This is a genomic window from Geodermatophilus sp. TF02-6 (assembly GCF_003319115.1).
Taxonomy (GTDB): domain Bacteria; phylum Actinomycetota; class Actinomycetes; order Mycobacteriales; family Geodermatophilaceae; genus Geodermatophilus.
Genome location: NZ_QOHF01000018.1, coordinates 70,853 through 94,822 on the forward strand (window position 1 = coordinate 70,853; position 23,970 = coordinate 94,822).

A 23,970-nucleotide genomic window follows, 5' to 3' on the forward strand; every position below is an offset into this window, starting at 1 on the left:
CGCGCGGCGGACGGGACACCCGACCGGACGCGGCGGCAGGCCGTTCCGCGATCGGGTGTCCCGTCGTCGGTCACCAGGCATGCGGCTGGTGTCGTCAGCGGGCGGCGTTCGTCCTCACGCCGGGACCTGGCCGGCCACGTGGCCGGCCACGGCACCCAGGACGGCCCCGGAGTGGACGAGGTCGGCTGCTGCGCGGATGCGCGGGTACATCACGACGTCGCGGGTGATGTGGTCGATGCCGCGGCCGTCGCTGGTCGGCGTGGCGCGAACCAGCTCGAGAACGGCGCGGGTCGACGGTGACAGTGACTCCGGGCCCTTCCCGCTCAGCTGCAGGCGCAGCTCCAGCGCCTGCGCGGCCATGACCAGCTCGATCCCGACGACCGTCTCGATGTTGTTGACCACCTGGCGGGCGTGCCGGCCGGCGTTGTTCGCCATCGACACGTGGTCCTCCTGGTTCGCGCAGGTGGGGATGGAGTCCACGCTGTCGGGGTGGGCCAGTGTCTTGCAGTCCGAGACCAGGGCGGCGGCCAGGTACTGCGGCAGCATGTAGCCGCAGTCGATGCCCACGTGCTCCGAGGCCACGAGCATGTCCGGCAGCCCCCGGTTGAGGGTGCCGTCGTCCAGGCGGAACAGGCGGCGCTCGGCGATGTTGCCGACCTCGGTCGTGACGATGGCGGTGAAGTCGGAGACGAACGCCAGGTACTCGGCGTGGAAGTTGCCGCCCGAGACCGCCTTGAGTCGCCGGCTGCTCGGGAGGTCGGGGAAGATCAGCGGGTTGTCGGTGGCGGCGTTGATCTCGCGCTCCACGATGCCGCGGCCGAACGCGAGGGTCTCGCGAACGGGGCCGTGCACCTGCGGCACGCACCGCAGTGAGTAGGCATCCTGAGGCGGCTGACGGCTCGGGTCGGTCGTCTCCCCGCCGTCGACGAACTCGCTGCCGGCCAGCAGCGCGCGCAGATGGGCCGCCGCGGCGATCTGACCTTCGTGCCCGCGGGCCTCGTGCAGTTGGGGGACGAAGGCGTCACCGAAGCCGGTCAGCGCCTCGATGGTCATCGCGGCGGTGACCTCGCTGGTGCGCACCAGCCGATCGGCGTCGTAGAGCGCCAGGGCCGCCAGCGCCGTGGAGAACGACGTGCCGTTCACCAGCGCCAGGCCCTCCTTGGGCCCGAGCACGACGCGCTCGATCCCTGCGGACCGCATGGCGGCCACGCCGGACACGATCCGGCCGTCGACCCATGCCTCGCCGGACTCCTCCTCGGGGTCGGCGTCCCCCATGGGCCGGGTGGCGACGATCGCCAGGTGGGCCAGCGGGATCAGGTCGCCGCTGGCGCCGAGGCTGCCGAACTCCGGGACGGCGGGCAGCACGCCGGCGTCGAGCATGGCGGCGAGGGTCTGCACCAGGACGGGGCGGACACCCGAGTACCCGCGGGTGAGGCTGACGATGCGGATCAGCATCGCGGCGCGGACCACCTCCGGGTCGAGCCACCCACCCACGCCGGAGGCGTTGGAGATGACCAGCCGCCGGGACAGCTCGCTGGCCAGGTCGGGCTGCTGGAGCGCCTGTCGGCCGGCCAGGGACCCGAAGCCGGTGTTGATGCTGTAGATCGGCTCCAGGCGACCCACCGGGTCGTCGCCGTGGACGGCGAGGGCGGAGTCGACCCAGTGCAGGCTGGCGTTCATCGCCTCGGTGGCCTCGGGCGCGATCCGCACCGGCGCGCCGTATCGGGCGACCGCCATCAGATCCTCCAGCGTCAGGGGCTTGGCCCCGACCGTCACCTGCTCGATCACGATCTCTCCTCCGGTTCGCGCCCGATCCGGCACGACCATGGGTGGTGGGTTCTGCGACGACGGTCGATCCCCAGTCGTTGGGGACGCACGTTCCCGTCTGTGTCATGCGGGAGGACGGCCGCGGGTCGAGCTGTCGCAGCCCGGGTCGTCCAGGACCTCCGCGAGCCGCCTGCCGGCGGCCGCGAGGCTGGCGCGGGCCTGCGACAGCCACGCCGGGCCGCACCGGATCTCCGGTCCGGCCACGGTCAGCGAGCAGACGACCTCCCCTCCGGCGAAGACGGGGATGGCGACCGCGACGGCGCCTTCGGACAGCTCGCCGTGGGTGACCAGGTACCCGCTGCGGCGGATCTGCTCGAGCTCGCGGAGGATGGCGGCTGGCGGCAGGGTGCGGTCGGTCGTCTGCCACTGGGGCTGCTCGAAGACCCGCTGGACGACCGCCGCGGGGGCGTAGGCCAGCAGCATCCGCTGCCCCGCGCCGGCGTACAGGGGGAGCAGCTGCCCGAGGCGGAAGGCCATCCGCATCGGGTGGTGGGACTCGACCTGCCGCAGGCACAGCGCCCGCGTCCCGGCCCGCACGGTGAGGACGGCGGTCTCCCCGGTGGCCTGGCTGATCTCCCGCAGCACCGAGTGCCCGAGCTCGACCAGCCGGGTGCGGGTCGCGTCGAGCCCGGCGAGCTCGAGCAGCCGCCAGCCCGGCACGTAGGAGCGGTCGCGCTCCTCGACGAGGTCGAGCTCGCGCAGCGTCCGCAGGTAGCGGTAGACGGTGCTCAGCGGGATCCCGAGCTCGGTGGCGATGGAGTCGGCCCGGGCCTCGCCGGACTCCGCGACGGTGATCAGCACGCTGAGACCCCGCAGGAACGAAGCGCCGCTGGTGTCTGCACCCTGGCCCATCGCCCTCCCTTCGTTGCCGGGCCGATCAGCCCTGGGCCCCGCGGTCGCTGCCGGCCACGACGGCTGTGTCACGACATCGGCAGGGTAGGACGCGCTCGCGCTGCCGGATCGGTGGTGGCACCACCGCGCCTCACAGGTCGAGGACGAGTCGGGGGCCGCAGGACCGGGAGACGCAGACGAGCACGGTGGTTCCCGAGGACCGTTCCTCCGGGGAGAGGAGCGAGTCCCGGTGGTCGGGCGTACCGGCCAGCACCGTCGTCTCGCAGGTGCCGCAGATGCCCTCGCGGCAGCTGTTGGGCACGTCGACGCCCACCCGTTCCAGCGCCTCGAGCAGGGTCTCCTGCGGCTCCACCGCGACCACCTCGCCGCTGGCGGCCAGCTCGACGTCGAATCCGCTGTCGTCGGCCGTGGGCGCGGGTTCGGCTGCGGGCGTGAACCGCTCTCGGCGCACGGTGAGGTCCGGACGTAGCGCGCACCGCTCCGCCACGGCGGCCATGAGCGGTTCCGGGCCGCAGCAGTAGACGGCGGTGGCCGGCGCGCACGCGTCGAGAGCCGCATCCAGGTCGATCAGACCCAGCTCGTCCTGCGGCACGAGGGTGACCCGGTCCCCGTAGCGGGCCAGTTCGTCGGCGAACGCCATGCCGGAACGGGACCGGGCCCCGTCAACGACGGCGAAGGGGCGCCCCGTCCGGAACGCGGCCGCCACCAGCGGGAGGACGGGTGTGATCCCGATTCCCCGGGCGATGAAGAGGTAGGACGGGGCCTCCACCAAGGGGAAGTTGTTGCGGGGGCCCCGGACCTCCAGGACGTCGCCCGCCCGCAGCCGGGAGTGCACGTGCCGGGAGCCGCCCCGGCTCTGGAGCTCCTCCAGCACGGCCAGACGCCAGTGGGCTCGGTCGTCGAGGTCGCCGCACAGCGAGTACTGGCGCACGAGGTCCTCGGCGAGGACCAGGTCGACGTGCGCGCCCGCCTCCCACTCCGGCAGGTCGCGTCCGTCCGCTGCACGCAGCTCCAGGGCCAGGACGCCGTCGGCGACGTGGGTGAGGGCGTCGACGACGACGCGGCGGCTCTCGTGCACGGTGCTCGCGCGGGCTCCCGGTGCGGGACGGTCGAGGGTTGCGGTCATGCGATGCCTTCGGAGGAGACGGACGGATGGGGGTGGGGGATCAGGGGACCCAGCGCAGTGGCTGCGCGGTCACGGGGGTCAAGCGGACGACGGTCGTCCCGCTGCGACCCGGAGCGAGCGTGAGCCGCAGCAACTCGTCCTGCTCGCCTTCCCCGACGAAGACGTCGCCGGGGCGCAGCCAGCGGTGCCAGGGGCCCTGGGCGGCGGCGACGAGGCACTGCCCGCTCACCGGGACGACGACGATCTCCTCGCCGGCCCGCCGCGCCACGTCGACGACCGCGCCGTCGCGGTGCGTGTCCTGCCGAACCGTGACGTGGTCGTGGTCGGCCTCGACCTCCACGGCCCAGCAGCCGGCCTCCCGTGGCACCAGTCGGACCGACCACCGCCAGGGATCGCCGCGCTCGTCGGAGTCGGGACAGGCGGCGAGCGTGCGGGGTGCTGCGTCGGCGGAGAGGCCGACGTCGTCCCGGACGAGCATCCACATGGTCGGCTCAGCCCGCCGTGACGGGGCGGCGCTGGGGAGCACCGGCCGCGGTGGGCTCGCGAACGGCGGCTTCGGCCTCGATCAGCTGGCTCATCATCCGGCGTGCCTTCGCGACACCGGCGTCCTGGGCGATCAGGACGTCGTGCTCTCCGGCCGGCCGCTGCTGCATCCCGATCTCTTGCAGCGCCAGTGCCTCCGCGTCCTCCTCGAGGACCGTCGCCAGCCCCTCGCGGAGTTCCTCGGTGGCCCGGACGTCGTCGACGGCGAAGTTGCGGCTGAACGCGTAGTAGTACCAGCTGGTCGTGGCATCGATCGGGGTGATCCCGTTGAGCACCTTGATGAGGTGGCCCTCCTCGCGGGGCCGGCCCTGGCCGGTGATCCCCGAGTGCAGGACGTGGAAGCCGGGCAGGCGGAACTCGGTGCAGTGGAACCGGTCGTACAGGCCGGTCGTCCCCATCGTCGTGGCGTACAGCGGCGGTGCCTCGACGCCCGGCATCAGCCGGTCGACCGTGACGACGTCGCCCTGGACCTCGACGGTGATCGCCGTGCGGCAACAACCTGCTCGTGGCGATGATCGACCAGTTGTGGGATCACCCCGTCAACCGCCGCATCACCCGCTCCTACCTGCTGCGGGATCCGTCGAACGTCGAGGCCATGGTGCGGCAGCACCGGACCATCCTCGAGGCGGCCGCGGCCGGTGACGAGGAGCGGCTGCTGGCGATCGCCACCGATCACATGCGGGAGGGCTACGGGGAGACCCTCTCGGGCGGCGAAGCACTTCTCGACGTGGGTTGACCCCGTCAGCACCACGGTGGGCGCCGATCGCCGGGGGAGTTCATCGAGACGCACGTCGCCCGTGCCGAGGACGGGCGCCCGCTGGCTGGCTGGCCTTCCTCCGTGACCTGACCGCGGCGGCGGACGTGGATGCCTCCCCGCGTCCTCACACCGTCGCGACGTCCAAGTTGCGCAGAGTCCGGTCGCAGACCGCCCGCATGCGGTCGACGGTCATGCTCCTGGAGCGCAGCAGCACCTGCAGGGCCAGCCCGTCGATCATGCCGATCAAGGCGTTGGCGGCGAGTACCGGGTCCTCCTCCCGGAACAGGCCGCTGTCCTGACCGTCACGGAGGATGCCGGCGACGATCCGCCGCCACTCGCCGTAGACCTGCTCGTTCATCTCCTGCAGATCCGGGTCGTGGAGAGCTTCGACCCAGAGTTCGGCCCAGACGTGCCAGGCGCGGACGGTGACGTCGTCGACCGGCAGGTACGACTCGACGAAGGCGCGCAGGCGCTCGCGTGGATCAGGGTGCTCGTCGAGCAGTGGCCGTCGGCGATCGAGAGACCGCGCGAAGTTCCACTCGAAGGCGGCCCGCATCAGTTCGGTCTTGGTGTCGAAGTAGTAGTGGACGGTTCCGGTGCTGGTGCCGGCGCGCTTGGCCACGTCGGCCACCCGGAGCGACTTGAAGCCGATCTCCGACACGACCTCGCAGGCGGCCGACAGGATCTGCTCCCGCCGCTCGGCCTCCACGCTGGGCCTGGCCATGCACCCCTCCGCGCCTCGGTGTCGCGCCTGTCCTGTCTGACCGATCAGTCAAGTTACGGCACGACCGGCCGCCTGCACAGCTCCTCCGGGGGATTTTCTCGCGTTGGCAGCCGCCACTTGACAACGGATGGTGATACGCGCCACGCTCACCGCCTCGTTCATAACTGACGCGTCCGTCAAACATCGGAGGGCATCGTGCCGACGCTCAACAAGGGGCTCCTGGCCTCCCTGACCGCCCTGTCCGTCGCTCTGGTCACCGGTTGCTCCGGCGGTTCCACCGGCGACGAGGCCAGTGCCGACGGTGGCGGGTACGGCGAGTGCGAGGTCTACGGCGAGGCGGGCTCCATCTCCCTGGAGCCCGTGACCGACGGCGTCCTCACGGTGCAGACGACCCTCCCGTCGCCCGGGTGGTGGAAGGGCGAGACGCCGGACAGCATCGTCGGCGGCTACGAGTACTGCCTGGCGGCCAACATCGCGCACCGCGCCGGCCTGGACGCGGTGGAGGTCGAGAACGTCTCCTTCGACGCGCTCGTCGCCGGCCAGACCCAGGACTTCGACATCGCGATGGCGCAGATCTCCGTGACGCCGGAACGCGAGAAGGTGGTCACCTTCTCGGCGCCGTACTTCGACTCGAACCTCGGCGTCCTCGCCCCGGCGGACGCCGACGTCACCGAGGACGACATCCGCGAGCGGACCGTCGGCGTCCAGCTCGGGACGACCTCGGTGGCCTGGGCGCAGGACCAGCTGAAGCCGAACACCGAGCCGCAGCTGTTCCAGGACACGACCTCGATGGTGACCGCGGTCAGCTCCGGCGTCGTCGACGTGGCCGTCCAGGACACCGCGATCATGCTTGGCTTCGCCAAGAACTCCGGCGGCACGCTGAAGGTCGTCGGCCAGTTCGAGTCCGGGGAGAAGTACGCGGCCATCTACCCCAAGGACTCCACGAGCGGCGAGACGATGAACCAGGCCATCGACGCCATGCGCCAGGACGGCACGCTCGACGAGCTCTCGGCCACGTGGCTCGGTCCCGAGCTCGGCGGCGACCCGGCCACGGTCCCGGTGTGGTCCCTCCGGTGAGCGCTCCCGTGACCAGTCGCACGCGAACCGCTGCGGAGGTCTCGGCGACGCCGACGCCTCCGCAGCCCGTTCTCCCCACGGCGGCCCTCGCACTCCTGATCGGAGTGCTCTGCGCACTGGCGGCCGCCCTCGCGCTGCGGTCGCTGCACTCGATGCTGGGGAACCCCCCGGCAGCGGTGGACGCGGGCCTCGTCGCCCTGGGCGCCGTCGCCCTGCTCCCGCTCGTCCCGGCCGGACGCGCCTTCGGTTCCGCCCGGAGCCGTTCGCGGCTGCTGGCCGAGGGCCGGCTCGCCGGCGCGCGCCACGAGGCGGCCAGCGGTCGGGAGCACGCGCACACCGCGATGGGGTACGCCCTGGCCGTCCTCCTCTGCGCGGCGCTCGTCTGGTTCGCCACGGCCAACGACGGCGCGATCTCGACGACGTTCCTGCGCTGGGAGTTCCTGCAGTCCAGCTTCGCCAACGTGCTGAAGGCGTTCTGGATCAACGTCGAGGTGGCCGTCGGCGCCCAGGTGCTGGTGCTCGTCGTCGGTCTGCTCGTCGCGGTGATGCGGCTGCTGCCCGGCCGCGCCGGGCGTCCGCTGCGCTGGCTGGCGATCGCCTACGTGGACACCTTCCGCGCCATCCCGAGCATCATCGTGCTCTACCTCGTCGGTTTCGGCCTGAAGCTGGCGCAGGTACCGCTGGTCAAGGACCTGTCGCCGGTCTGGCTGGCGATCATCGCGCTGACGCTGACCTACTCCAGCTACGTGGCCGAGGTCTACCGCGCCGGCATCGAGTCGATCCACCCCAGTCAGTGGGCGGCGTCGCGGTCCCTCGGGCTGTCCTACGGCATGACGCTGCGCACCGTGATCGTCCCCCAGGCGGTCCGGCGCATCGTCCCGCCGCTGCTCAACGACTTCATCGGGCTGCAGAAGGACACCGCACTGATCGGCGTCATGGGGGTGACCGACGCGTTCACGCAGGCCCGGCTCACCGCCTCCAACGTCTTCAACCTCACGCCGGTCATCGTGGTCGCCGTCCTGTTCGTGATCATCACGATCCCGCAGGCGCGCTACGTCGACCGGCTCCTCGGCAAGCAGCAGAGCCGGACCGGACGGACGACATGACATTTCTCCAGATCAACGACGTGCACAAGCGCTACGGCGAGCACGACGTCCTGCGCGGCGTGAGCCTGGACGTGGCCAAGCACGAGGTGGTCTGCCTCATCGGCGCCTCGGGTTCGGGCAAGTCCACCCTGCTGCGCTGCATCAACGCCCTCGAGCCGATCCAGCAGGGCGAGATCCGCGTCGACGGCGACGTCGTCAGCGGCCAGGGGGTGGACGTCAACCGGTTGCGCCGCAACGTGGGCATGGTGTTCCAGTCCTACAACCTGTTCCCGCACATGACCGTGCTCCGGAACGTCACCCTCGCCCCGGTCAAGATCGGGGGGAAGTCCACGGCGGCGGCCGAGGAGCAGGGGCTCGCCCTGCTGGACCGGGTCGGCATGAAGGACAAGGCGGGCGCCTACCCCGACGCCCTGTCCGGCGGCCAGCAACAGCGCGTCGCCATCGTCCGCGCTCTGGCCTCGAGCCCCCAGGTGCTGCTCCTCGACGAGATCACCGCCGCGCTGGACCCCGAGCTCGTGGGCGACGTCCTCGCGATCGTGCGCGAGCTGGCCCAGGACGGGCTGACGATGCTGCTCGCCACCCACGAGATGGGCTTCGCCCGGGAGGTCGCCTCGCAGGTGTGCTTCCTGCACCAGGGGCGGATCCTCGAGCGCGGCACCCCGGCGCAGATCTTCGAGGACCCGCAGGAGGACCGGACCCGCCAGTTCCTGAGCCGGGTCCTCGTCGCGGGGAGGTTGTGACGTGCCCGAGCAGCCAGCAGGGATCGCGCTGGTGCGGCGACCCACCGAGGACCTCGCCGACGGCATCGTCACGCACGTCGAGCGGGTGCCCGTGGACGTGGCGCTCGCCGCGGAGCAGCACGCCGGCTACCGCGCGGTGCTGGCCGCCGCCGGCTGGGAGGTCCGGGAGGTGGACCCGGCGCCCGGCTGCCCGGACGCTCCCTTCGTCGAGGACTCGGTCGTGGTGGTGGACGGGACGGCGGTGCTGACCCGCAGCGGCGCCCGGGCGCGCCGGGCGGAGCTGCCCGGCACCGAGAAGGCGGTGCGGGACCTCGGTCTCGAGGTCGTGCGCATCGACGGGGACGGCACGCTCGACGGCGGTGACGTCCTGCAGGTCGGTGCGACGGTGTACGTGGGCCGCGGCGGGCGCACCAACGCCGAGGGGATCCGGCAGCTGCGCGGGCACCTGGCCCCGCTCGGCCGCACGGTGGTCCCGGTCGGGCTCCGGGCGGTCCTGCACCTGAAGTCGGCCGTGACGGCGCTTCCCGACGGCACGTTCCTGGCGCTGCCGGAGCTGCTCGAACCGGGTTCCTTCCCGGTTGCCCGACCGGTTGTCGAGGAGCCGGGTTGCCACGTCGTCCCCCTGGGCGGGGACGAGGTGCTCATCAGCGCCTCGGCACCACGGACGGCGGACCGGCTGGCGGACCTGGGGTTCACGCCCCGGGTGGTCGACATCGGCGAGTTCGAGAAGCTCGAGGGCTGCGTCACCTGCCTCAGCGTTCTGGTCCGCCGCCCGGCGCCCGCTGCACAGGCCTTTCCCCGTCCCACGCCGCCGGCGGCGGCGATCGACGCCCGCTCCGCACACCCGTCATCAGAGGAGACCCCGTGACCCGCGCCATCCGAGACGGCATCGAGCTCACCGAGGAGCAGCGCGAGTTCGTCGCGTTGGCCCGCGACTTCGCCGAGCGCGAGATCCGACCCCGGTCCCGTTCGGTCGACGAGGCCGACACCGAGTCGCCGCTGGACCTGTGGGCGAAGGCCGCCCGGGTGGGCCTGAGCTCGTACATGCTCCCCGCGGAGTACGGCGGCGGCGGCGTGACGGACCTGGTCACGCAGTGCCTGGTGCAGGAGGAGCTCTGCTACGGCGACGTCGGCATCGGCAACTTCCTGACCTCCAGCGCGTTCTTCGCCGAGCCGGTGCTGGCCCTCGGCACGGAGGAGCAGAAGAAGCGCTGGATCGGCCCGCTCACCGGGGAGACCCCGCCGGTCACCGCCGTGGCGGTCACCGAGCCGGGTGTCGGCTCCGACTCGGCGAGCCTGCAGACCCGGGCGGTGCGCGACGGCGACCACTACCTCCTGACCGGCCAGAAGACCTGGATCTCCAACGCGCCGTACGCGCAGTGGATCGTGGTCTTCGCCACGGTCGACCCCTCCCTGCGTTCCCGTGGCGTCACCGCCTTCCTGGTGGAGCGGGACATGCCGGGGGTCACGATCGGTGCGCCGATGAAGAAGCTCGGCCAGCGCGGGATCGTCAACGCCGAGGTGTTCCTCGAGGACGTCCGCGTGCCGGTGGACCACCGGCTCGGCGAGGAGGGGCAGGGCTTCTACGGCCTGATGCGCACGTTCGACGGCTCGCGGATCCTCATCGGCGCCGGCGCGACCGGCCTGTCGCGGGCCGCCCTGGACGCCACGGTGCGGTACGCGAGCGAGCGGACGCAGTTCGGCAAGCCGATCATCGAGCACCAGGCCGTCGCCTTCCGGCTCGCCGACATGGCCGCCCGCACCGACGTCTCCCACCTCGTCACGATGCGGGCCGCCCGCCTCTTCGACGCCGGGATCCCCTGCACCGCCGAGTCCGCGATCGCGAAGCTCACCGCGAGCGAGAACACCACCTGGGTCACCAACGCCGCGCTGCAGACCCACGGCGGCTGGGGGTACTCCCGCGAGTACTTCCCGGAGAAGTGGCTGCGCGACGCCAAGCTGGAGGAGCTCGAGGAGGGCACCTCCGACATCCAGCGGCTGATCATCTCCCGCGCTCTGTTCGCGCGCCGAGCGGGCAGCTGATGGGCGGCGACCTCGGCACGTTCTCCGACCCGCGGTCGGTGGCGATCGTCGGCGCCTCGGCCGACCCGGCCAAGTGGGGCTACTGGCTCGCCCGGGGAGCGCTGCGCGGCGCCCACCGGCGGTCGGTGCACCTGGTGAACGCCGGGTCCGCGGTGATCGACGGGGTGGCGTCCGTCCCGTCGCTGCGGGCCCTGCCCGAGCCGCCGGAGCTGGTCGTGCTCTGCGCCCCGGCCGCCACGGTCCCGGCCGTCGTCGACGAGGCGCTCGAGCTGGGGGCGAAGGGCTTCCTCGGGATCACCGCGGGCATCGACGCCGCCCACGACGACCCCGGGCTGGAGCGGCGGATGGCGGCCGAGATCCGGGCCGCGGGTGCCCGGATCGTCGGCCCCAACTGCCTGGGCATCTACGACGCCGCCTCCGAGCTCGAGCTCGCCTGGGGCAGTTTCCAGCCGGGGAGCCTCGCCGTCGTCTCCCAGTCCGGTCAGCTGGGGCTGGAGATGGCGGGACTCGCCGCGCACGCCGGGCTCGGCATCTCCCGGTTCGTGTCGATCGGCAACCAGGTCGACGTCACCGCGGTCGACGTCCTCGACGACCTGGTCGACTCCGAGGCGACGAAGGCGGTCGTGCTCTACCTGGAGGGCTTCGCCGACGGCCGGGCGCTGCTGGCCGCGCTGGCCCGCCTGCGGGACGCCGGGAAGCCGGTGGTGGTGCTCACCGTCGGGGCGAGCGAGGCGAGCCGGGTCGCCGCCCGGTCGCACACCGGGGCGCTCACCGCCGCCACCGACGTGGTCGCCGCCGCCTGCCGGGCGGTCGGCGCGGTGCTCGTCGACACGCCGGCCCAGGCCGTCGACCTGGCGCACCTGCTGCTCGGCAGCCCGCTCCCGGCCGGCCGCCGGATCGCCGTGGTGAGCGACAGCGGGGGACAGGGGGCGATCGCCGCCGACACGCTGGCGCGGGAGGGGCTGCGCGTGCCGCGGCTGGCCCCGCAGACCTCGGCGGGTCTGGCCGCGCTGCTGCCCGCTTCCGCCGGGGTCGCCAACCCCGTCGACCTCGCCGGCGCCGGCGAGCGGGACCTCGACACCTACGCCCGGGTGGTGGAGGCGCTGCTGCGCAGCGGGGACATCGACGCCGTCGTCCTGTCCGGCTACTTCGGCTGCTACGGCGACGACACCCCCGAGCTGGTGGAGCGGGAACTCGAGGTGGTCAAGACGCTGGCCGACGCCGTGCGCGTGCACGGCCGCCCGGTGGTGGTGCACTCGATGAGCTCCGACTCCGACGCCGTCCGGTCGATGCGCGCGCACGCCGTGCCGACGTTGCACACCGTCGACGCCGTCGCCCGCTCCCTCGCGCTCGCCGCCGACCTGGCCGAGCAGCCGGGCGGTCTGGTCCCCGAGGTGGCGCCCTCCTCGGCCGGGACCGGCGATCCGCTCCCGTACCTCGAGGGCCGGGCGCGGATCGCCGCTTCCGGCGTGCGCTATCCCGCCGCCGAGGCGGTGCACACCGCCGAGGACGTGCGCCGGGCGAGCGGCCGGCTCACCGCGCCGTACGTGCTCAAGGCCGGGTGGCTCGAGCACAAGACCGACGTCGGCGGGGTCGCGGTCGCGCTCGCCGACGCCGACGCCGCCGTCGCCGCCTTCCGCGGCATGCTCGCCCGGCTGGGCGAGGGCGCCTACGTCCTCGAGGAGATGGACGGCCGGCGCGACACCGTGGAGTTGATCGTCGGCGCCCACCGGGACCCGTCCTTCGGGCCGGTGGTCCTGGTCGGCATCGGCGGGGTGCAGGCCGAGGTGTACCGCGACGTCCGGATCGGCCTCGCCCCGGTCACCCAGGAGCAGGGCCGCCGGATGGTGGAGTCGCTGCGCGGCTACCCCGTGCTGACCGGCTGGCGGGGACGGCCCCCGGTCGACGTGGACGCGGCCGCCTCGGTCGTGGCCGCCGTCTCGCGGCTGCTCGCGGAGCAGCCCGACGTCGCCGAGTGCGAGATCAACCCGCTGCGGGTCGGCCCGGACGCGGCCGTCGCGGTCGACGCCCTGGTGGTCGCCGCTCCCGATGACGCACAGATCCCCGCCCGCACGCGAACAGGAGCACAGCCGTGATCGAACCGTCCCCGCTCGCCGAGTTCGCCGGGAGGGTGGCCCTGGTCACCGGAGGCGGCTCCGGCATCGGTCGGGCGATCGCCCTCCGGTACGCCGCCGGCGGCGGCGACGTGGTGGTGCTCGGCCGCCGTCCCGAGCCGCTGGAGGAGACCGCGCACCTGGCGGAGGAGCTCGGCGCGCGGGCGGCCGTCGTGAGCTGCGACGTCCGGGACCCGGACGCCGTGACGGCCGCGGTGGACGGCGTGGTGGGGGAGCACGGCCGCATCGACGCCCTGGTCAACAACGCCGCGGGCAACTTCGTGTGCCCCGCCGAGGACCTGTCCCCGAACGGCTGGCGAGCCGTCCTCGACATCGTGCTCAACGGCACCTTCTACTGCACCCGCGCCGCGGCCCGGCACATGCTGCCCGCCGGGCGGGGCGCCATCCTGAACGTCATCGCCAGCTATGCGTGGCACGGTCACCCCGGCACGGTGCACAGCGCCGCGGCCAAGGGCGGCATCCTCGCGATGACCCGCACGCTGGCCGCCGAGTGGGGCGGCCGCGGAGTGCGGGTGAACTGCATCTCCCCCGGACCGACCGAGACCGAGGGGGCCGGCGCGGCCCTGTGGCCGACCGACGCGGACCGGGCGCGGGTGCTCGGCAGCGTGCCGGCGGGCCGGTTCACCACGCCCGAGGAGGTCGCCGAGAGCGCGGCGTTCCTGCTCGACGACGCCCGCGCCGGGTACGTCACCGGCGACGTCCTGTCCGTGGACGGCGGCCAGTGGCTCGGCAAGGCCGTCTACGCCGACTCCAGCAGGGCCGACTCCAGCAGGGCCGACTCCAGCAGGGCCGACTCCAGCCGGAGCCGGTCGTGACCCCGATGACCGGCGGCCAGGCACTGGTCGCCGCGCTCGACGCCCACGGGGTCGACACGGTCTTCGGCATCCCCGGCACGCACAACCTGGAGATCTACCGGCACCTGGCCGAGCAGGGCATCCGGCACGTCAGCCCGCGCCACGAGCAGGGCGCCGGGTACGCGGCCGACGGGTACGCGCGCACCACCGGCCGGCCGGGCGTCGCCGTGGTGACCAGCGGGCCGGCCCTGCTCAACACCGCGGCCGCCGTCGGCCAGGCGTGGTCGGACTCGGTGCCGGTGCTCGTCGTCTCGCCGGGGTTGCCGCTGCGCCATCCGGGTCTGGGCAACGGTCTGCTGCACGAGTCCCGCGACCAGGGCGGCGCGCTGGCCGCGATCGCCGCGGCCAGCATCCGCGCGACGAGCGTCCCCGAGATCCCGGTCGCGGTCGCGCAGGCCTTCGCGATCATGACCGGTGGCCGCCCGCGGCCGGTGCACCTGGAGGTGCCGCTCGACGTCCTGGCCGAGACCGGCGACGTCGTGCTGTCCTCCCCGGTCGCCGCCGCGGCGCCGGTCGCCGCCCCGCTCGACGTCGCGGCCGCGGCGGCCCGCCTGACCGGGGCCTCCCGTCCGGTCCTGCTGGTCGGCGGCGGGGCTCGCGGCGCCGCGGAGGAGGTGCGCCGCGTCGCCGAACGGCTCGGCGCGCCGGTGGTCACCACCGCCAACGGCAAGGGCGTGCTCCCCGAGGACCACCCGCTGTCGCTCGGTGCGGGGGTGCACCTCCCCGCCGTCCGGGAGCTGGTGGACGACGCCGACGTCGTCCTCGCCGTCGGCACGGAACTGGCCCCCTCCGACCTGTGGTACGGCCCCCTGCCGCTCGCCGACCGGCTGGTGCGGGTCGACGTCGACCCGGTCGGTGCCGTGACCAACGCGGTGCCCGGCATCGCGCTCGTGGGCGACGCGGCCCGTACCCTGCGGGCCCTGCTCGACCTGCTGCCCAGCACCGACGCGGGGGAGCCCGCGGCCCGGAGGGCCGAGTCGTGGCGGGACCGCAAGGCCAAGGACGCCGAGGCCGAGGGTGCGGAGTGGTTGGAGATCGTGGCGGCCCTCGCCGAGGCGCTGCCGCGCGATGCGGTCGTCGCCGGCGACAGCGCGATGGTCTGCTACTACGGCGCGATGACGAACCTGCCAGTCCACCGGCCCGGCGCGTTCCTCTACCCGACCGGGTTCGGCACCCTCGGCTACGGGTTGCCCGCCGCGGTGGGCGCCAAGGTCGGCGATCCGGGGGCGCCGGTCCTCGCCCTGCTGGGCGACGGCGGGGTGATGTTCACGATCGCCGAGCTGGCCACCGCCGCCGACCTCGGCCTGCCGCTGCCGATCGTGATCGTCGACAACTCCGGCTACGGCGAGATCCGCAACGAGATGCTCGACCGCGAGGACCCGGTGCACGCGGTGACGTTCGCCTCGCCCGACTTCGCCGCGCTCGGCCGGGCCATGGGTTGCTCCGGCGTGACCCTGCACGGGCCCGCCGGGCTCGCGGGCGCCGTCCGGGAGGCCCTCGCCGCCGACCGGGCGACCGTGATCCACCTCCGCCACTCCGACCCCGCCGCGCGCCTGCAAGGAGACGCCCGATGAGCTCGTCGTTCCTCGAGACCACCTGGACCGACCCGGTCACCGGGCGCAAGGGGTACGTCGTCCTCGACACCCTGGTCCGCGGCCTGGCCAGCGGCGGGCTGCGGCTGCGCGAGGGCTGCACCCTGGAGGAGGTGCGCGGCCTGGCGCAGGGCATGACCCGCAAGGAGGCGCTGGTCTACGACCCGGCCGACACCTACCTCCCGCTGGGCGGCGGCAAGGGCGGCATCGACATCGATCCCGCCGACCCGCGGGCGGTCGACGTCCTCCGCCGCTTCCTCGCCGCCGTCCTGCCCGTGGTCAAGGAGCAGTGGAACACCGGCGAGGACTTCGGCCTGCGCCAGGAGACGCTGGACAAGGTCGCCGCCGAGCTCGGGCTCGCCTCCACCGTCGAGGCGGTGTTCGCGACCCTGCCGGACGCGCCCGCCGCACGCGACCGGCTGGCGCAGGCGTTCACCGTGGACGTCGACGGGATCTCCCTGGGCGACCTCGTCGGCGGGTACGGGGTGGCGCGCGCGGGCCTCACCTACGCCGAGCGGCTCGGGCTCGCCCCGGCCGCGACGACCGCGGTCGTGCAGGGGTTCGGCTCCATCGGCGGTGCCGCGGCCCGCTACCTCGCCCGCGCCGGCGTGACGGTGATCGCCGTCGCCGACCGGGACGGCCTGATCCGCAACGACGAGGGGCTCGACGTCGAGGCGCTGCTCGCCGCGCGCAACGGCCTCGGCGTCATCGACCGGTCCGCGCTCCGCCCCGGGGACTCCACGGCGCCCACCGAGCAGTGGCTCGACGTGCCCTGCGACCTGCTCGTGCCGGCGGCCATGTCGTACGTGGTCGCGGCCGCCGACGTGCTCCGCATCGACGCCCGGGTCGTGGTCGAGGGCGCGAACATGCCGACGCTGCCCGAGGCCGAGGCGGCGCTGACCGCCCGCGGCATCCCGGTGGTCCCCGACTTCCTCGCCAACGTGATGACCAACGCCTGGTGGTGGTGGGTGGTGTTCGGCGACATCGCCCCGACCGCCGAGTCGTCGTTCGCGAAGATCGACACGGTCATGCGTCGGCTGGTCGAGACGGTGGCGGCCGACGCCGAGGCGTGCGGCCGGACGCTGCGCGAGAGCGCGCTGGCGCTGGCGGCGCGCAACGCCGAGGTGGTGCAGGCGCGCGTCGGTGTGACGCGGTGACCCGCGAGGAGTGGCGCCGGGACGCGGTCTTCGTGGCCGGCCGCTGGCAGCCGACCTACGAGGGCCGCACCCTCGGCGTGGAGAACCCGGCCACCGAGGAGATCGTGGGCAGCTCCGCCGAGGCGGGACGCGGGGAGGTGGACGACGCCGTCGCCGCGGCCGCCGCGGCCTTCCCGGGCTGGGCCGGTCTGCCGGTCGGCGACCGGGGAACGGTCCTGCGCCGGTGGCTCGGCGAGCTGCGGTCCCGGCGGGAGCTGCTGGTCGAGACGACGATCGCGGAGGTCGGCGCGCCGAGGAAGGTGGCGGAGGAGTCGCACGTCGACACCGGGCTAGCCGTCCTCGAGGGGTACCTGGCCGCGGCCGGCAGCGTGCCGTGGGAGGAGCGGGTCGCGAACTCGCTGGTCCTGCGGGAGCCGATCGGCGTCGTCGGCTGCATCACCCCGTGGAACTACCCGCTGTACCAGGTGCTCGCCAAGGTGGGCGGTGCCCTGGTGGCCGGCTGCACGGTGGTGCTCAAGCCGGCGGAGCTCACCCCGCTCTCGGCATACCTGCTGGCCGACGCCGCCGCGGCGGCAGGCCTGCCGGCGGGCGTGTTCAACCTGGTGCCGGGGGCCGGCCGGGTGGTGGGCGAGGCGCTCGTCGCCCATCCCGGCGTGGACATGGTCTCCTTCACCGGCTCCACCGGCGTCGGGGCCCGGGTGTCCACGCTGGCCGCGCCGACGGTGAAGCGGGTGGCGCTGGAGCTGGGCGGCAAGTCCGCCTCGGTCGTGCTGCCCGACGCCGACCTGCCGGCCGCGGTGGAGGGCACGGTGGCCGCGGCGATGCTCAACAGCGGGCAGACGTGCAGCGCGTGGAGCCGGCTGCTGGTCCCCGCCGACCGTCTCGACGAGGCGGTGGCCTCGGCCGCCGCCGCGGCCGAGCGGCTGGTCGTCGGCGACCCGGAGGCGACCGACACCCTGATCGGTCCGGTGGTCTCGGCCGCCCAGCGCGAGACGGTCCTCGGGTTCGTGCGCCGGGCCGTCGAGCAGGGCGCGGTCGTGGCCGCCGGCGGTCCGGACCGACCGGTCGGGCTGGACCGGGGCCACTACGTCGCCCCCACCGTCGTCACGGCGGTCCGGCCGGACGCCGAGATCGTCCGGGAGGAGGTCTTCGGGCCGGTGCTCACCGTGCAGGCGTACCGCGACGAGGACGACGGCCTGGCGATGGCCAACGCTCCCGACTACGGGCTCTCCGGCGCCGTGTGGTCCGGTTCGGAGGAGGCGGCGCTGGCGTTCGCCCGGGGGATGCGCACCGGGCAGGTGGACGTCAACGGTGCCGCGTTCAACCCGACGGCGCCCTTCGGCGGCTACCGACGGTCGGGCAACGGTCGCGAGCTCGGGAAGTGGGGGATCGAGGAGTTCCTCGAGACCAAATCGGTGCAGCGGTGACCGCTCCGGCGGTCGACGTCGCTGCGCCCGCTGCTCGTCGTCGTCTCGTCTCCGCGGTTCTCGCACTGGTCGCCATCACCGCCGTCTGGGGATCGACCTTCCCGTTGAGCAAGGACCTGCTGACCCGGATGTCGGTGACCGACTACCTGGCGCTCCGGTTCCTGACCGCGGCGGTCGTGATGGCGCTCGCCAATCCGCGGGCGCTGGTGCGGCGGTTGGACCGCCGGGTGCTCGTGGTCGGCGCCGGCCTCGGGTTCTGCTACTTCCTCGGCCAGGTGCTGCAGTTCTTCGGCCTCCAGCACACCGCTGCGACCGTGTCGGCGTTCGTGGTCTCGATGTACGTGGTGTTCACGCCGCTGTTGAGCGCGGCGTTGCTGCGTACACGTCCCGATCGGGTCACGGCCGTCGCCACGGTGGCGGCGACGGCGGGTGTGGCCACGATGTCGCTGCGGGGCTGGGCGCTGGGGTTCGGCGAGCTGCTGACCCTGCTCGCCGCCGTCCTGTACGCCGGGCACATCCTGGCGTTGGGCCGGTGGTCGACGGGCCGGACGGCGTATGCCTTGACGTTCGTGCAGCTGCTCACCATGGGCGTCTGCTTGCTGGGCTGGGCATCGCTCGACGGTCTGCAGGCTCCGGGACGGGCGGACCTGCTGACCTTCCTGTACCTGGCGGTGGTCGCCGGGGGCGTCGCCATGCTCGTCCAGACCTGGGCGCAGGCACACGTCGCTGCCACCCAGGTCGCAGTCCTCATGGTGCTCGAGCCGGTGTGGGCCGCGTTCTTCGGTGTCGCGCTCTGGCAGGAGGCACTGGACCTCCGCACGGCCATCGGTGGCGCGCTCGTGCTGAGCGCGATGGTGGTGGTGGCGACCCGCCCCAGCGGAACGCGGGCAGCCAACGCCGGCGCCGCGGAGGCGGCGGCCGTCGGAGCCGTACCGAGAGCGGAGGACCGGAACGGACGAACACGATGTGCTGGTCATCGGCGGCGGGGTCGCCGGAGCCTCGATCGGCTGTGAGATCGCCGTCGGGGCTGCGCGTTCCGACCCGCCGGCGGGACAGCGGGGTCGAGATCCCGCCGCTCCCCGAAGCCGAACGCGGAGGGAGTGTGTCCCCGGGTGACACCGGGTAGGGCGCCACGGTCCCGACAGCCGCAACCCGCCGGTGCGGGCGGCGACGACCCTCACGCCGGAGGCCCGGGTGCGCTGCCGTGCGAGCTCACGACCGGCCATCCGGGGAGCGAGCTGGAACTCGTGCGCGCCGTCAGCGGGCCGACGCCGACCGGCGGAAGCGTCTCGCATTCCGGTCGGGTGCTCGTCCACGTCCCGAAGCGGGGCGACGAGGGCGTCACCGGCACCGTCGAGGACGAGTGCGACGAGGGCTCGGCCGAGGACGGCGTGCAGAGCGACGGAGCCGGGCGGTACGCCACACGAGAGGAGCCGGCGCATGAGCGTCAATCCGCTGATCAAGGACCGGAAGAGCCCCATCCGACCGGCTGGCCAGAGCAAGGGCTTCTGGCTGGCCACCCTCGAGCAGGGAGCGAACCTGCTGCAGACCGCCGGACCGCTCAACCACTTCGACGTCTACGTCGTCGGTTTCCACCCTGCCAAGGGCGAGCCGGACATGCAGATGGAGGCCCACCACTTCTGCCGGGTGGTCAACGACGACCTGCTGCAGTGCGTGCTCTTCGACGGCAACACCAAGGACGCCAACCTCATCGGCATCGAGTACATCGTCTCCGGCCGGCTGTTCGACCGGTTGCCGGAGGAGGAGCGGCCCTACTGGCACCCGCACAACTTCGAGCTGCTGTCCGGTCAGCTCGTCGCCCCGGGCCTGCCGGAGGTGGCGGAGAAGGCGTTCTTCAAGCTGCTGATGAACTCCTACGGCAAGACCTGGCACACCTGGCACACCGGCACGCACGCCGAGCCCGGGATGGATCTCCCCTACGGGGATCCGAAGCTGATGTGGTCGTTCAACCGGGACGGCGAGGGTCGGGAGGATCTGCTCCGTGACCGGAACGAGGCGATGGGCCTGGACGTCGACGCCAAGCGGGCCGACCGGCAGTCCCTCCTCCCTCTGGCCCGGCCGCAACACGGGGTGGACGAGATGAAGGACGACTTCCCCGGCAGCACACCCATCCCCGGGGTCGTGGACGTACACGCCGTCCGCCCCTGACCCGCCGCCGGTCGAGCCCGGCGCCGTCGCCACCGATCCTGTCCCGATGAGGTCTCCCGGCACCGTCCGGCTCAAGTTCCCGTGCCACGCGTCGATGTAGTCGGTCGAGCGAACCGGAGCGTCCAGTCCCCTCATCGGAGAAGAGTTGGTCCCCATGGCGTCGTCGGCCGACAAGAGCCCCGTCTCGCAGACGCTGCACGAGTTCCAGAGCGTCGTCGATGCGATCCACCGGTCCCAGGCGGTCGTCGAGTTCGGCCTCGACGGCACCGTGCTCGCGGCCAACCGCAAGTTCCTCGACGTGATGGGGTACACGTCGGCCGAGGTCGAGGGCCAGCACCACCGCGTGTTCTGCCCTCCGGAACTGGTCGAGACCCCCGAGTACGCCGAGTTCTGGGCCTCCCTCGCCAGCGGCTCGTACGAGTCCGGCGAGTTCCGGCGGGTGACCAAGGACGGCCGGGAGGTGTGGCTGCAGGCCACCTACAACCCGATCCTCGACGCGGACGGCCGGCCGGCCAAGATCGTCAAGTTCGCGAGCGACGTCACCACCCAGAAACTGCAGGCCATGGACCAGCTGGGCAAGGTCGCGGCGATCGACCGGGCCCAGGCGGTCATCGAGTTCGACCTCACCGGCCGGGTGCTGACCGCCAACCGCAACTTCCTCGACGTGATGGGCTACGAGCTGGCCGAGGTCGCCGGCAAGCACCACCGCCAGTTCTGCGAGCCCGAGCTCGCCGCCAGCGCCGAGTACGCCGACTTCTGGCAGGACCTGGGCCAGGGCCGGTTCACCGGCGGCCTGTACAAGCGGGTGGCCAAGGGTGGGCGCGCGGTGTGGCTGCAGGCCACCTACAACCCGATCCTCGACGCGGACGGCCGGCCCACCAAGATCGTCAAGTTCGCGAGCGACGTCACCGCCGAGACGCTGCGCAACGCCGAGTTCCTCGGCAAGGTCGCGGCGATCGACCGGGCCCAGGCGGTTGTCGAGTTCGACCTCGACGGCACCGTCCTCGCCGCCAATGACAACTTCCTGTCGGTCATGGGCTACTCGCTGGGCGAGGTCCAGGGCCGGCACCACCGGGTGTTCTGCGACCCCGACCTCGCCCAGTCGCCGGAGTACGCCGAGTTCTGGGAGCGGCTCGGCGGCGGCGCGTTCGAGTCCGGCGAGTACAAGCGGGTCGCCAAGGGCGGGCGGGAGGTGTGGCTGCAGGCCACCTACAACCCGATCCTCGACGCGGACGGCCGGCCGATGAAGGTGGTCAAGTTCGCCGTCGACGTCACCGCGGAGAAGCTGCGCAACGCCGAGATCGAGGCGCGGGTCAACGCCGTCGACCGGGCGCAGGCGGTCATCGAGTTCGACCTCGAGGGCGTGGTCCTCTCGGCGAACGAGAACTTCCTCAGGACGATGGGCTACTCGCTGCGCGAGATCGTCGGCCGGCACCACAGCGACTTCTGCTCCGAGGAGTACACCCGGTCCGAGGAGTACCGCGACTTCTGGCTGCGGCTGGGCAAGGGCGAGGTGATCGCCGGCCGCTTCCACCGCAAGGGCAAGTACGGGCGCGACGTGCACATCCAGGCGACCTACAACCCCGTGCTCGACCTCGCCGGCCGGCCGGCGAAGGTGATCAAGTACGCCTACGACATCTCCGCCCAGATCGAGCGCGAGCAGCGCATCGCCGAGGGCACCCGGGACATGACGACGTCCGTGCGCAGCCTCGCCGTGTCCATCGAGGACATCGCGCGCAGCTCCCGGACGGCGACCGACCTCGCCGAGGAGACCCAGGACAACGCCCAGCGCGGCGTCGAGGCGCTGCGGGCCTCGCTGGAGGCGATCGCGCTCATCCAGCGCTCGTCGGTGTCGATCGGGGAGATCGTGCGGGTCATGGGCGAGATCGCCAACCAGACCAACCTGCTGGCGTTCAACGCTTCCATCGAGGCCGCCCGCGCCGGCGAGCACGGCGTCGGGTTCTCCATCGTGGCCGGCGAGGTGCGCAAGCTCGCCGAGCGCTCGTCGGAGGCCGCCCAGCAGATCGGCAAGCTCATCGAGGAGTCCACCGACCGGGTGAACCAGGGGTCGGAGGTGTCCAAGCGGGCCGAGGACGCCTTCGAGCGCATCGTGGGCAGCGTCGCCCGCACCACCGAGGCCATCCGGACCATCTCCGAGTCGACCCGGGTGCAGCAGGAGGCCTCCCAGGAGGTCGACGCGCTGATAGCCGGGCTCAGCACGGTCGACTCCGACGCCTGACGAGCCGGGCCGGAGGAGGGGTGCTGGTGGACAGCGACAGCGGTCAGGCCGTCCTCGGGCTGCTGCGCATCGCGGGCATGGACGTCGCGGTGCCGCTGGCGGCGCTGCGGGAGGTGGTGCCGTGCCCAGAGCGGCTGTCCGGGCTCCCGGCGGCCGCCGAGGGACTGCTCGGCGCGATGCGGCTGCGCTCCCTCGTGCTGCCCGTGCTCGACCTCCGGCCGGTCATCGGCCGCACCTGCGCCCGGACCGGCGAGGAGGTCGTGGTCGTGGTCGCGGACGCCGGCTCTGCCCTGGGCCTGCTCGCCGACGAGGTGCGCGGCGTGGTCCGGGTGCCGACCGAGGCGCTGGTCCCGGTGACCGTGCACGACGGCACCCTGCTGTTCTCCTCCGCCTTCCTGCACCCGGACACGGGCGTGCCGGTCAGCGTGCTCGACGCCGCCGCGGTGCTCGCCCGTCCGGGCCTGCCCGTGGTCGCGGACCTGACCCGCGCCGTGGGACCTCCGGACGGGGACGCCGGCCGGGGGACGGGGCGGGCGGTGCGCCGGCTGGTCACGGTCCGCTGCGGCACCCACGTGCTCGCGGTCGACATCGCGCAGGTGCACACCACGCTCCCGCGCTTCCCGGTGCGCGCCTCGGTGCTGTCCGGCTCGCTGTGCCGGGGCGTCGTCGACTTCGCCGGCGCCGAGGTGCCGGTGGCCGACCCGCTCGAGCTGCTCGGCCTCGGCCGGATGGCCGACGACGGCTTCGGCGCCGGTCTCGTCCTCGACCTGGGCCACGGCTACGTGGTGCTCGGGGTCAGCGCGCTGCTGGACCTCGTGGAGCTGGCGCAGACCGACGTCCTCGCCTTCCCGGCGCTGGCCACCCGCCGCTCCGACCTGGTGACCGGGACCGCACGGCTGCCCGACGGCTCGACGTGTCTGGTCGTCGACGGCGACGCGCTGGTCGTCGACGGCGACGTGGTCGCCCTCGCGTCGGTCAACACCGCGCTCACCGACGGCCGGCCGGCCGTCCCGACGCCCCGCGACCGGGCTCCCGCGGACCGGCCGGACGGTGTCGGCCGGCCCTACCTGGTCCACTCGGCCGGGGCGGACGTCGCCACGCGGCTCGACCAGGTCGCCGAGATCCTGCCCTTCCCGGAGGACGCGCTGGCGACCGCCACGGCCGACGGCGTCCTCGGCGTCGTCGTCCACCGGCAGGCGGCCGTGCCGGTGCTGTGCCTGCGCACCCTGCTCGGCCGGCCCCCGACGGGCCGCCTGGCCACCTCCTGCCTCCTGCTGGTCGCCGTCGACGGCGGCCACGTCGCCTTCGCCGTGGACGCCCTGCGCTCGATCGAGCCGCTGACCTGGCGCGATCCCGACGCGGCCGACCCGGACGCGGACGGCGACCTGAGCCGGGTGCTGCGCGGCGCGCCCCTCCTCCAGGTCGGCACCGGGTCGCGGCTGCTCCCCGACCTCGACCTGGTGCACCTCGCCGGTCGCGTCCTCGCCGGCTCCGCCGCCGCGCCCGCCGTCCCCGCCGCCGCCTCCACCGGGTGAGCGCCGGGCGGACGGCGCCAGCGCGCTGCGCCTGGTGGCGCGACGCCGAGCCCGCTACCGTCCGGAC

The 23,970-nt window shown here is 73.4% G+C and carries 21 protein-coding genes; 15 read left to right on the forward strand and 6 right to left on the reverse strand.

Going from position 1 to position 23,970, the window contains the following annotated elements:
- Positions 1-114 precede the first annotated feature (114 nt).
- The 5 genes from hutH to DQ238_RS16380 all read right to left on the reverse strand — a co-directional run bounded on the left by hutH (position 115) and on the right by DQ238_RS16380 (position 4,830).
- Positions 115-1,788, reverse strand: coding sequence for a histidine ammonia-lyase (gene hutH / locus DQ238_RS16360; protein ID WP_199506400.1), 1,674 nt, complete (start codon positions 1,786-1,788; stop codon positions 115-117).
- Between the two features lie 102 nt (positions 1,789-1,890).
- On the reverse strand, positions 1,891-2,679 hold the full coding sequence (locus DQ238_RS16365) for an IclR family transcriptional regulator (RefSeq protein WP_113782328.1): 789 nt from the start codon (positions 2,677-2,679) through the stop codon (positions 1,891-1,893).
- Positions 2,680-2,809: 130 nt separating this feature from the next.
- Entirely contained in the window at positions 2,810-3,805 is a 996-nt protein-coding gene (locus DQ238_RS16370; RefSeq protein WP_113782329.1) for a PDR/VanB family oxidoreductase, read from the reverse strand.
- Between the two features lie 40 nt (positions 3,806-3,845).
- Positions 3,846-4,289 (reverse strand): hypothetical protein, encoded by a 444-nt coding sequence (locus tag DQ238_RS16375; protein ID WP_113782330.1) that lies wholly within the window; start codon positions 4,287-4,289, stop codon positions 3,846-3,848.
- A 7-nt stretch (positions 4,290-4,296) separates the two neighbouring features.
- A complete protein-coding gene (locus DQ238_RS16380; protein WP_255418063.1) occupies positions 4,297-4,830 on the reverse strand; it encodes a hypothetical protein in 534 nt (177 codons plus the stop codon).
- A gap of 17 nt (positions 4,831-4,847) precedes the next feature.
- On the opposite strand from DQ238_RS16380, the gene DQ238_RS16385 reads away from it, so the two are divergent.
- Positions 4,848-5,084 carry an FCD domain-containing protein gene (locus DQ238_RS16385; protein ID WP_255418064.1) on the forward strand — a complete coding sequence of 79 codons (237 nt, stop codon included), beginning with the start codon at positions 4,848-4,850 and terminating at the stop codon, positions 5,082-5,084.
- A 145-nt stretch (positions 5,085-5,229) separates the two neighbouring features.
- Here DQ238_RS16385 and DQ238_RS16390 read toward each other — a convergent pair whose 3' ends face one another.
- Entirely contained in the window at positions 5,230-5,829 is a 600-nt protein-coding gene (locus tag DQ238_RS16390; RefSeq protein WP_113782332.1) for a TetR/AcrR family transcriptional regulator, read from the reverse strand.
- 195 nt (positions 5,830-6,024) lie between these two features.
- On the opposite strand from DQ238_RS16390, the gene DQ238_RS16395 reads away from it, so the two are divergent.
- From DQ238_RS16395 to DQ238_RS16460, 14 genes are all read left to right on the forward strand, one after another.
- On the forward strand, positions 6,025-6,906 hold the full coding sequence (locus DQ238_RS16395) for an ABC transporter substrate-binding protein (protein ID WP_158550814.1): 882 nt from the start codon (positions 6,025-6,027) through the stop codon (positions 6,904-6,906).
- A 104-nt stretch (positions 6,907-7,010) separates the two neighbouring features.
- A complete protein-coding gene (locus tag DQ238_RS16400; protein WP_199506402.1) occupies positions 7,011-8,012 on the forward strand; it encodes an amino acid ABC transporter permease in 1,002 nt (333 codons plus the stop codon).
- Positions 8,009-8,752, forward strand: a complete 744-nt coding sequence (locus tag DQ238_RS16405) for an amino acid ABC transporter ATP-binding protein (protein ID WP_113782334.1) — start codon at positions 8,009-8,011, stop codon at positions 8,750-8,752. The genes DQ238_RS16400 and DQ238_RS16405 overlap by 4 nt, the downstream gene beginning before the upstream one ends.
- A gap of 1 nt (position 8,753) precedes the next feature.
- Complete coding sequence (gene ddaH, locus DQ238_RS16410) at positions 8,754-9,620, forward strand: dimethylargininase (protein WP_113782335.1); 867 nt, start codon at positions 8,754-8,756, stop codon at positions 9,618-9,620.
- Positions 9,617-10,795: an acyl-CoA dehydrogenase family protein gene (locus DQ238_RS16415; protein WP_113782336.1), complete on the forward strand. Its 1,179-nt coding sequence runs from the start codon at positions 9,617-9,619 to the stop codon at positions 10,793-10,795. Before ddaH ends, DQ238_RS16415 begins: the two co-directional genes overlap by 4 nt.
- Entirely contained in the window at positions 10,795-12,891 is a 2,097-nt protein-coding gene (locus tag DQ238_RS16420; RefSeq protein ID WP_113782337.1) for an acetate--CoA ligase family protein, read from the forward strand. Before DQ238_RS16415 ends, DQ238_RS16420 begins: the two co-directional genes overlap by 1 nt.
- Positions 12,888-13,745: an SDR family oxidoreductase gene (locus DQ238_RS16425; RefSeq protein WP_113782338.1), complete on the forward strand. Its 858-nt coding sequence runs from the start codon at positions 12,888-12,890 to the stop codon at positions 13,743-13,745. Before DQ238_RS16420 ends, DQ238_RS16425 begins: the two co-directional genes overlap by 4 nt.
- Before the next feature lie 5 nt (positions 13,746-13,750).
- On the forward strand, positions 13,751-15,358 hold the full coding sequence (locus DQ238_RS16430) for a 5-guanidino-2-oxopentanoate decarboxylase (protein ID WP_233496029.1): 1,608 nt from the start codon (positions 13,751-13,753) through the stop codon (positions 15,356-15,358).
- A complete protein-coding gene (locus DQ238_RS16435) occupies positions 15,355-16,533 on the forward strand; it encodes a Glu/Leu/Phe/Val dehydrogenase dimerization domain-containing protein (protein WP_113782340.1) in 1,179 nt (392 codons plus the stop codon). The genes DQ238_RS16430 and DQ238_RS16435 overlap by 4 nt, the downstream gene beginning before the upstream one ends.
- Positions 16,530-17,960 carry an aldehyde dehydrogenase family protein gene (locus tag DQ238_RS16440; protein WP_113782341.1) on the forward strand — a complete coding sequence of 477 codons (1,431 nt, stop codon included), beginning with the start codon at positions 16,530-16,532 and terminating at the stop codon, positions 17,958-17,960. Before DQ238_RS16435 ends, DQ238_RS16440 begins: the two co-directional genes overlap by 4 nt.
- A complete protein-coding gene (locus DQ238_RS16445; RefSeq protein WP_199506403.1) occupies positions 17,957-18,973 on the forward strand; it encodes a DMT family transporter in 1,017 nt (338 codons plus the stop codon). Before DQ238_RS16440 ends, DQ238_RS16445 begins: the two co-directional genes overlap by 4 nt.
- A gap of 427 nt (positions 18,974-19,400) precedes the next feature.
- On the forward strand, positions 19,401-20,129 hold the full coding sequence (locus DQ238_RS16450) for an OBAP family protein (protein ID WP_113782342.1): 729 nt from the start codon (positions 19,401-19,403) through the stop codon (positions 20,127-20,129).
- Between the two features lie 154 nt (positions 20,130-20,283).
- Positions 20,284-22,368, forward strand: coding sequence for a PAS domain S-box protein (locus tag DQ238_RS16455; protein ID WP_113782343.1), 2,085 nt, complete (start codon positions 20,284-20,286; stop codon positions 22,366-22,368).
- A gap of 26 nt (positions 22,369-22,394) precedes the next feature.
- Positions 22,395-23,903, forward strand: coding sequence for a chemotaxis protein CheW (locus DQ238_RS16460; protein ID WP_233496023.1), 1,509 nt, complete (start codon positions 22,395-22,397; stop codon positions 23,901-23,903).
- The last annotated feature ends 67 nt before the right edge of the window (positions 23,904-23,970 follow it).

What these genes read in the sequence shown, in the direction of transcription:
- DQ238_RS16375 (WP_113782330.1), bottom strand. Translation starts at nt 4,289, where the DNA reads ATGTGGATGCTCGTCCGGGACGACGTCGGCCTCTCCGCCGACGCAGCA.
- DQ238_RS16450 (WP_113782342.1), top strand. Translation starts at nt 19,401, where the DNA reads ATGAGCGTCAATCCGCTGATCAAGGACCGGAAGAGCCCCATCCGACCG.
- DQ238_RS16405 (WP_113782334.1), top strand. Translation starts at nt 8,009, where the DNA reads ATGACATTTCTCCAGATCAACGACGTGCACAAGCGCTACGGCGAGCAC.
- DQ238_RS16455 (WP_113782343.1), top strand. Translation starts at nt 20,284, where the DNA reads ATGGCGTCGTCGGCCGACAAGAGCCCCGTCTCGCAGACGCTGCACGAG.
- DQ238_RS16430 (WP_233496029.1), top strand. Translation starts at nt 13,751, where the DNA reads ATGACCGGCGGCCAGGCACTGGTCGCCGCGCTCGACGCCCACGGGGTC.
- DQ238_RS16435 (WP_113782340.1), top strand. Translation starts at nt 15,355, where the DNA reads ATGAGCTCGTCGTTCCTCGAGACCACCTGGACCGACCCGGTCACCGGG.
- DQ238_RS16420 (WP_113782337.1), top strand. Translation starts at nt 10,795, where the DNA reads ATGGGCGGCGACCTCGGCACGTTCTCCGACCCGCGGTCGGTGGCGATC.
- DQ238_RS16370 (WP_113782329.1), bottom strand. Translation starts at nt 3,805, where the DNA reads ATGACCGCAACCCTCGACCGTCCCGCACCGGGAGCCCGCGCGAGCACC.
- DQ238_RS16390 (WP_113782332.1), bottom strand. Translation starts at nt 5,829, where the DNA reads ATGGCCAGGCCCAGCGTGGAGGCCGAGCGGCGGGAGCAGATCCTGTCG.
- DQ238_RS16365 (WP_113782328.1), bottom strand. Translation starts at nt 2,679, where the DNA reads ATGGGCCAGGGTGCAGACACCAGCGGCGCTTCGTTCCTGCGGGGTCTC.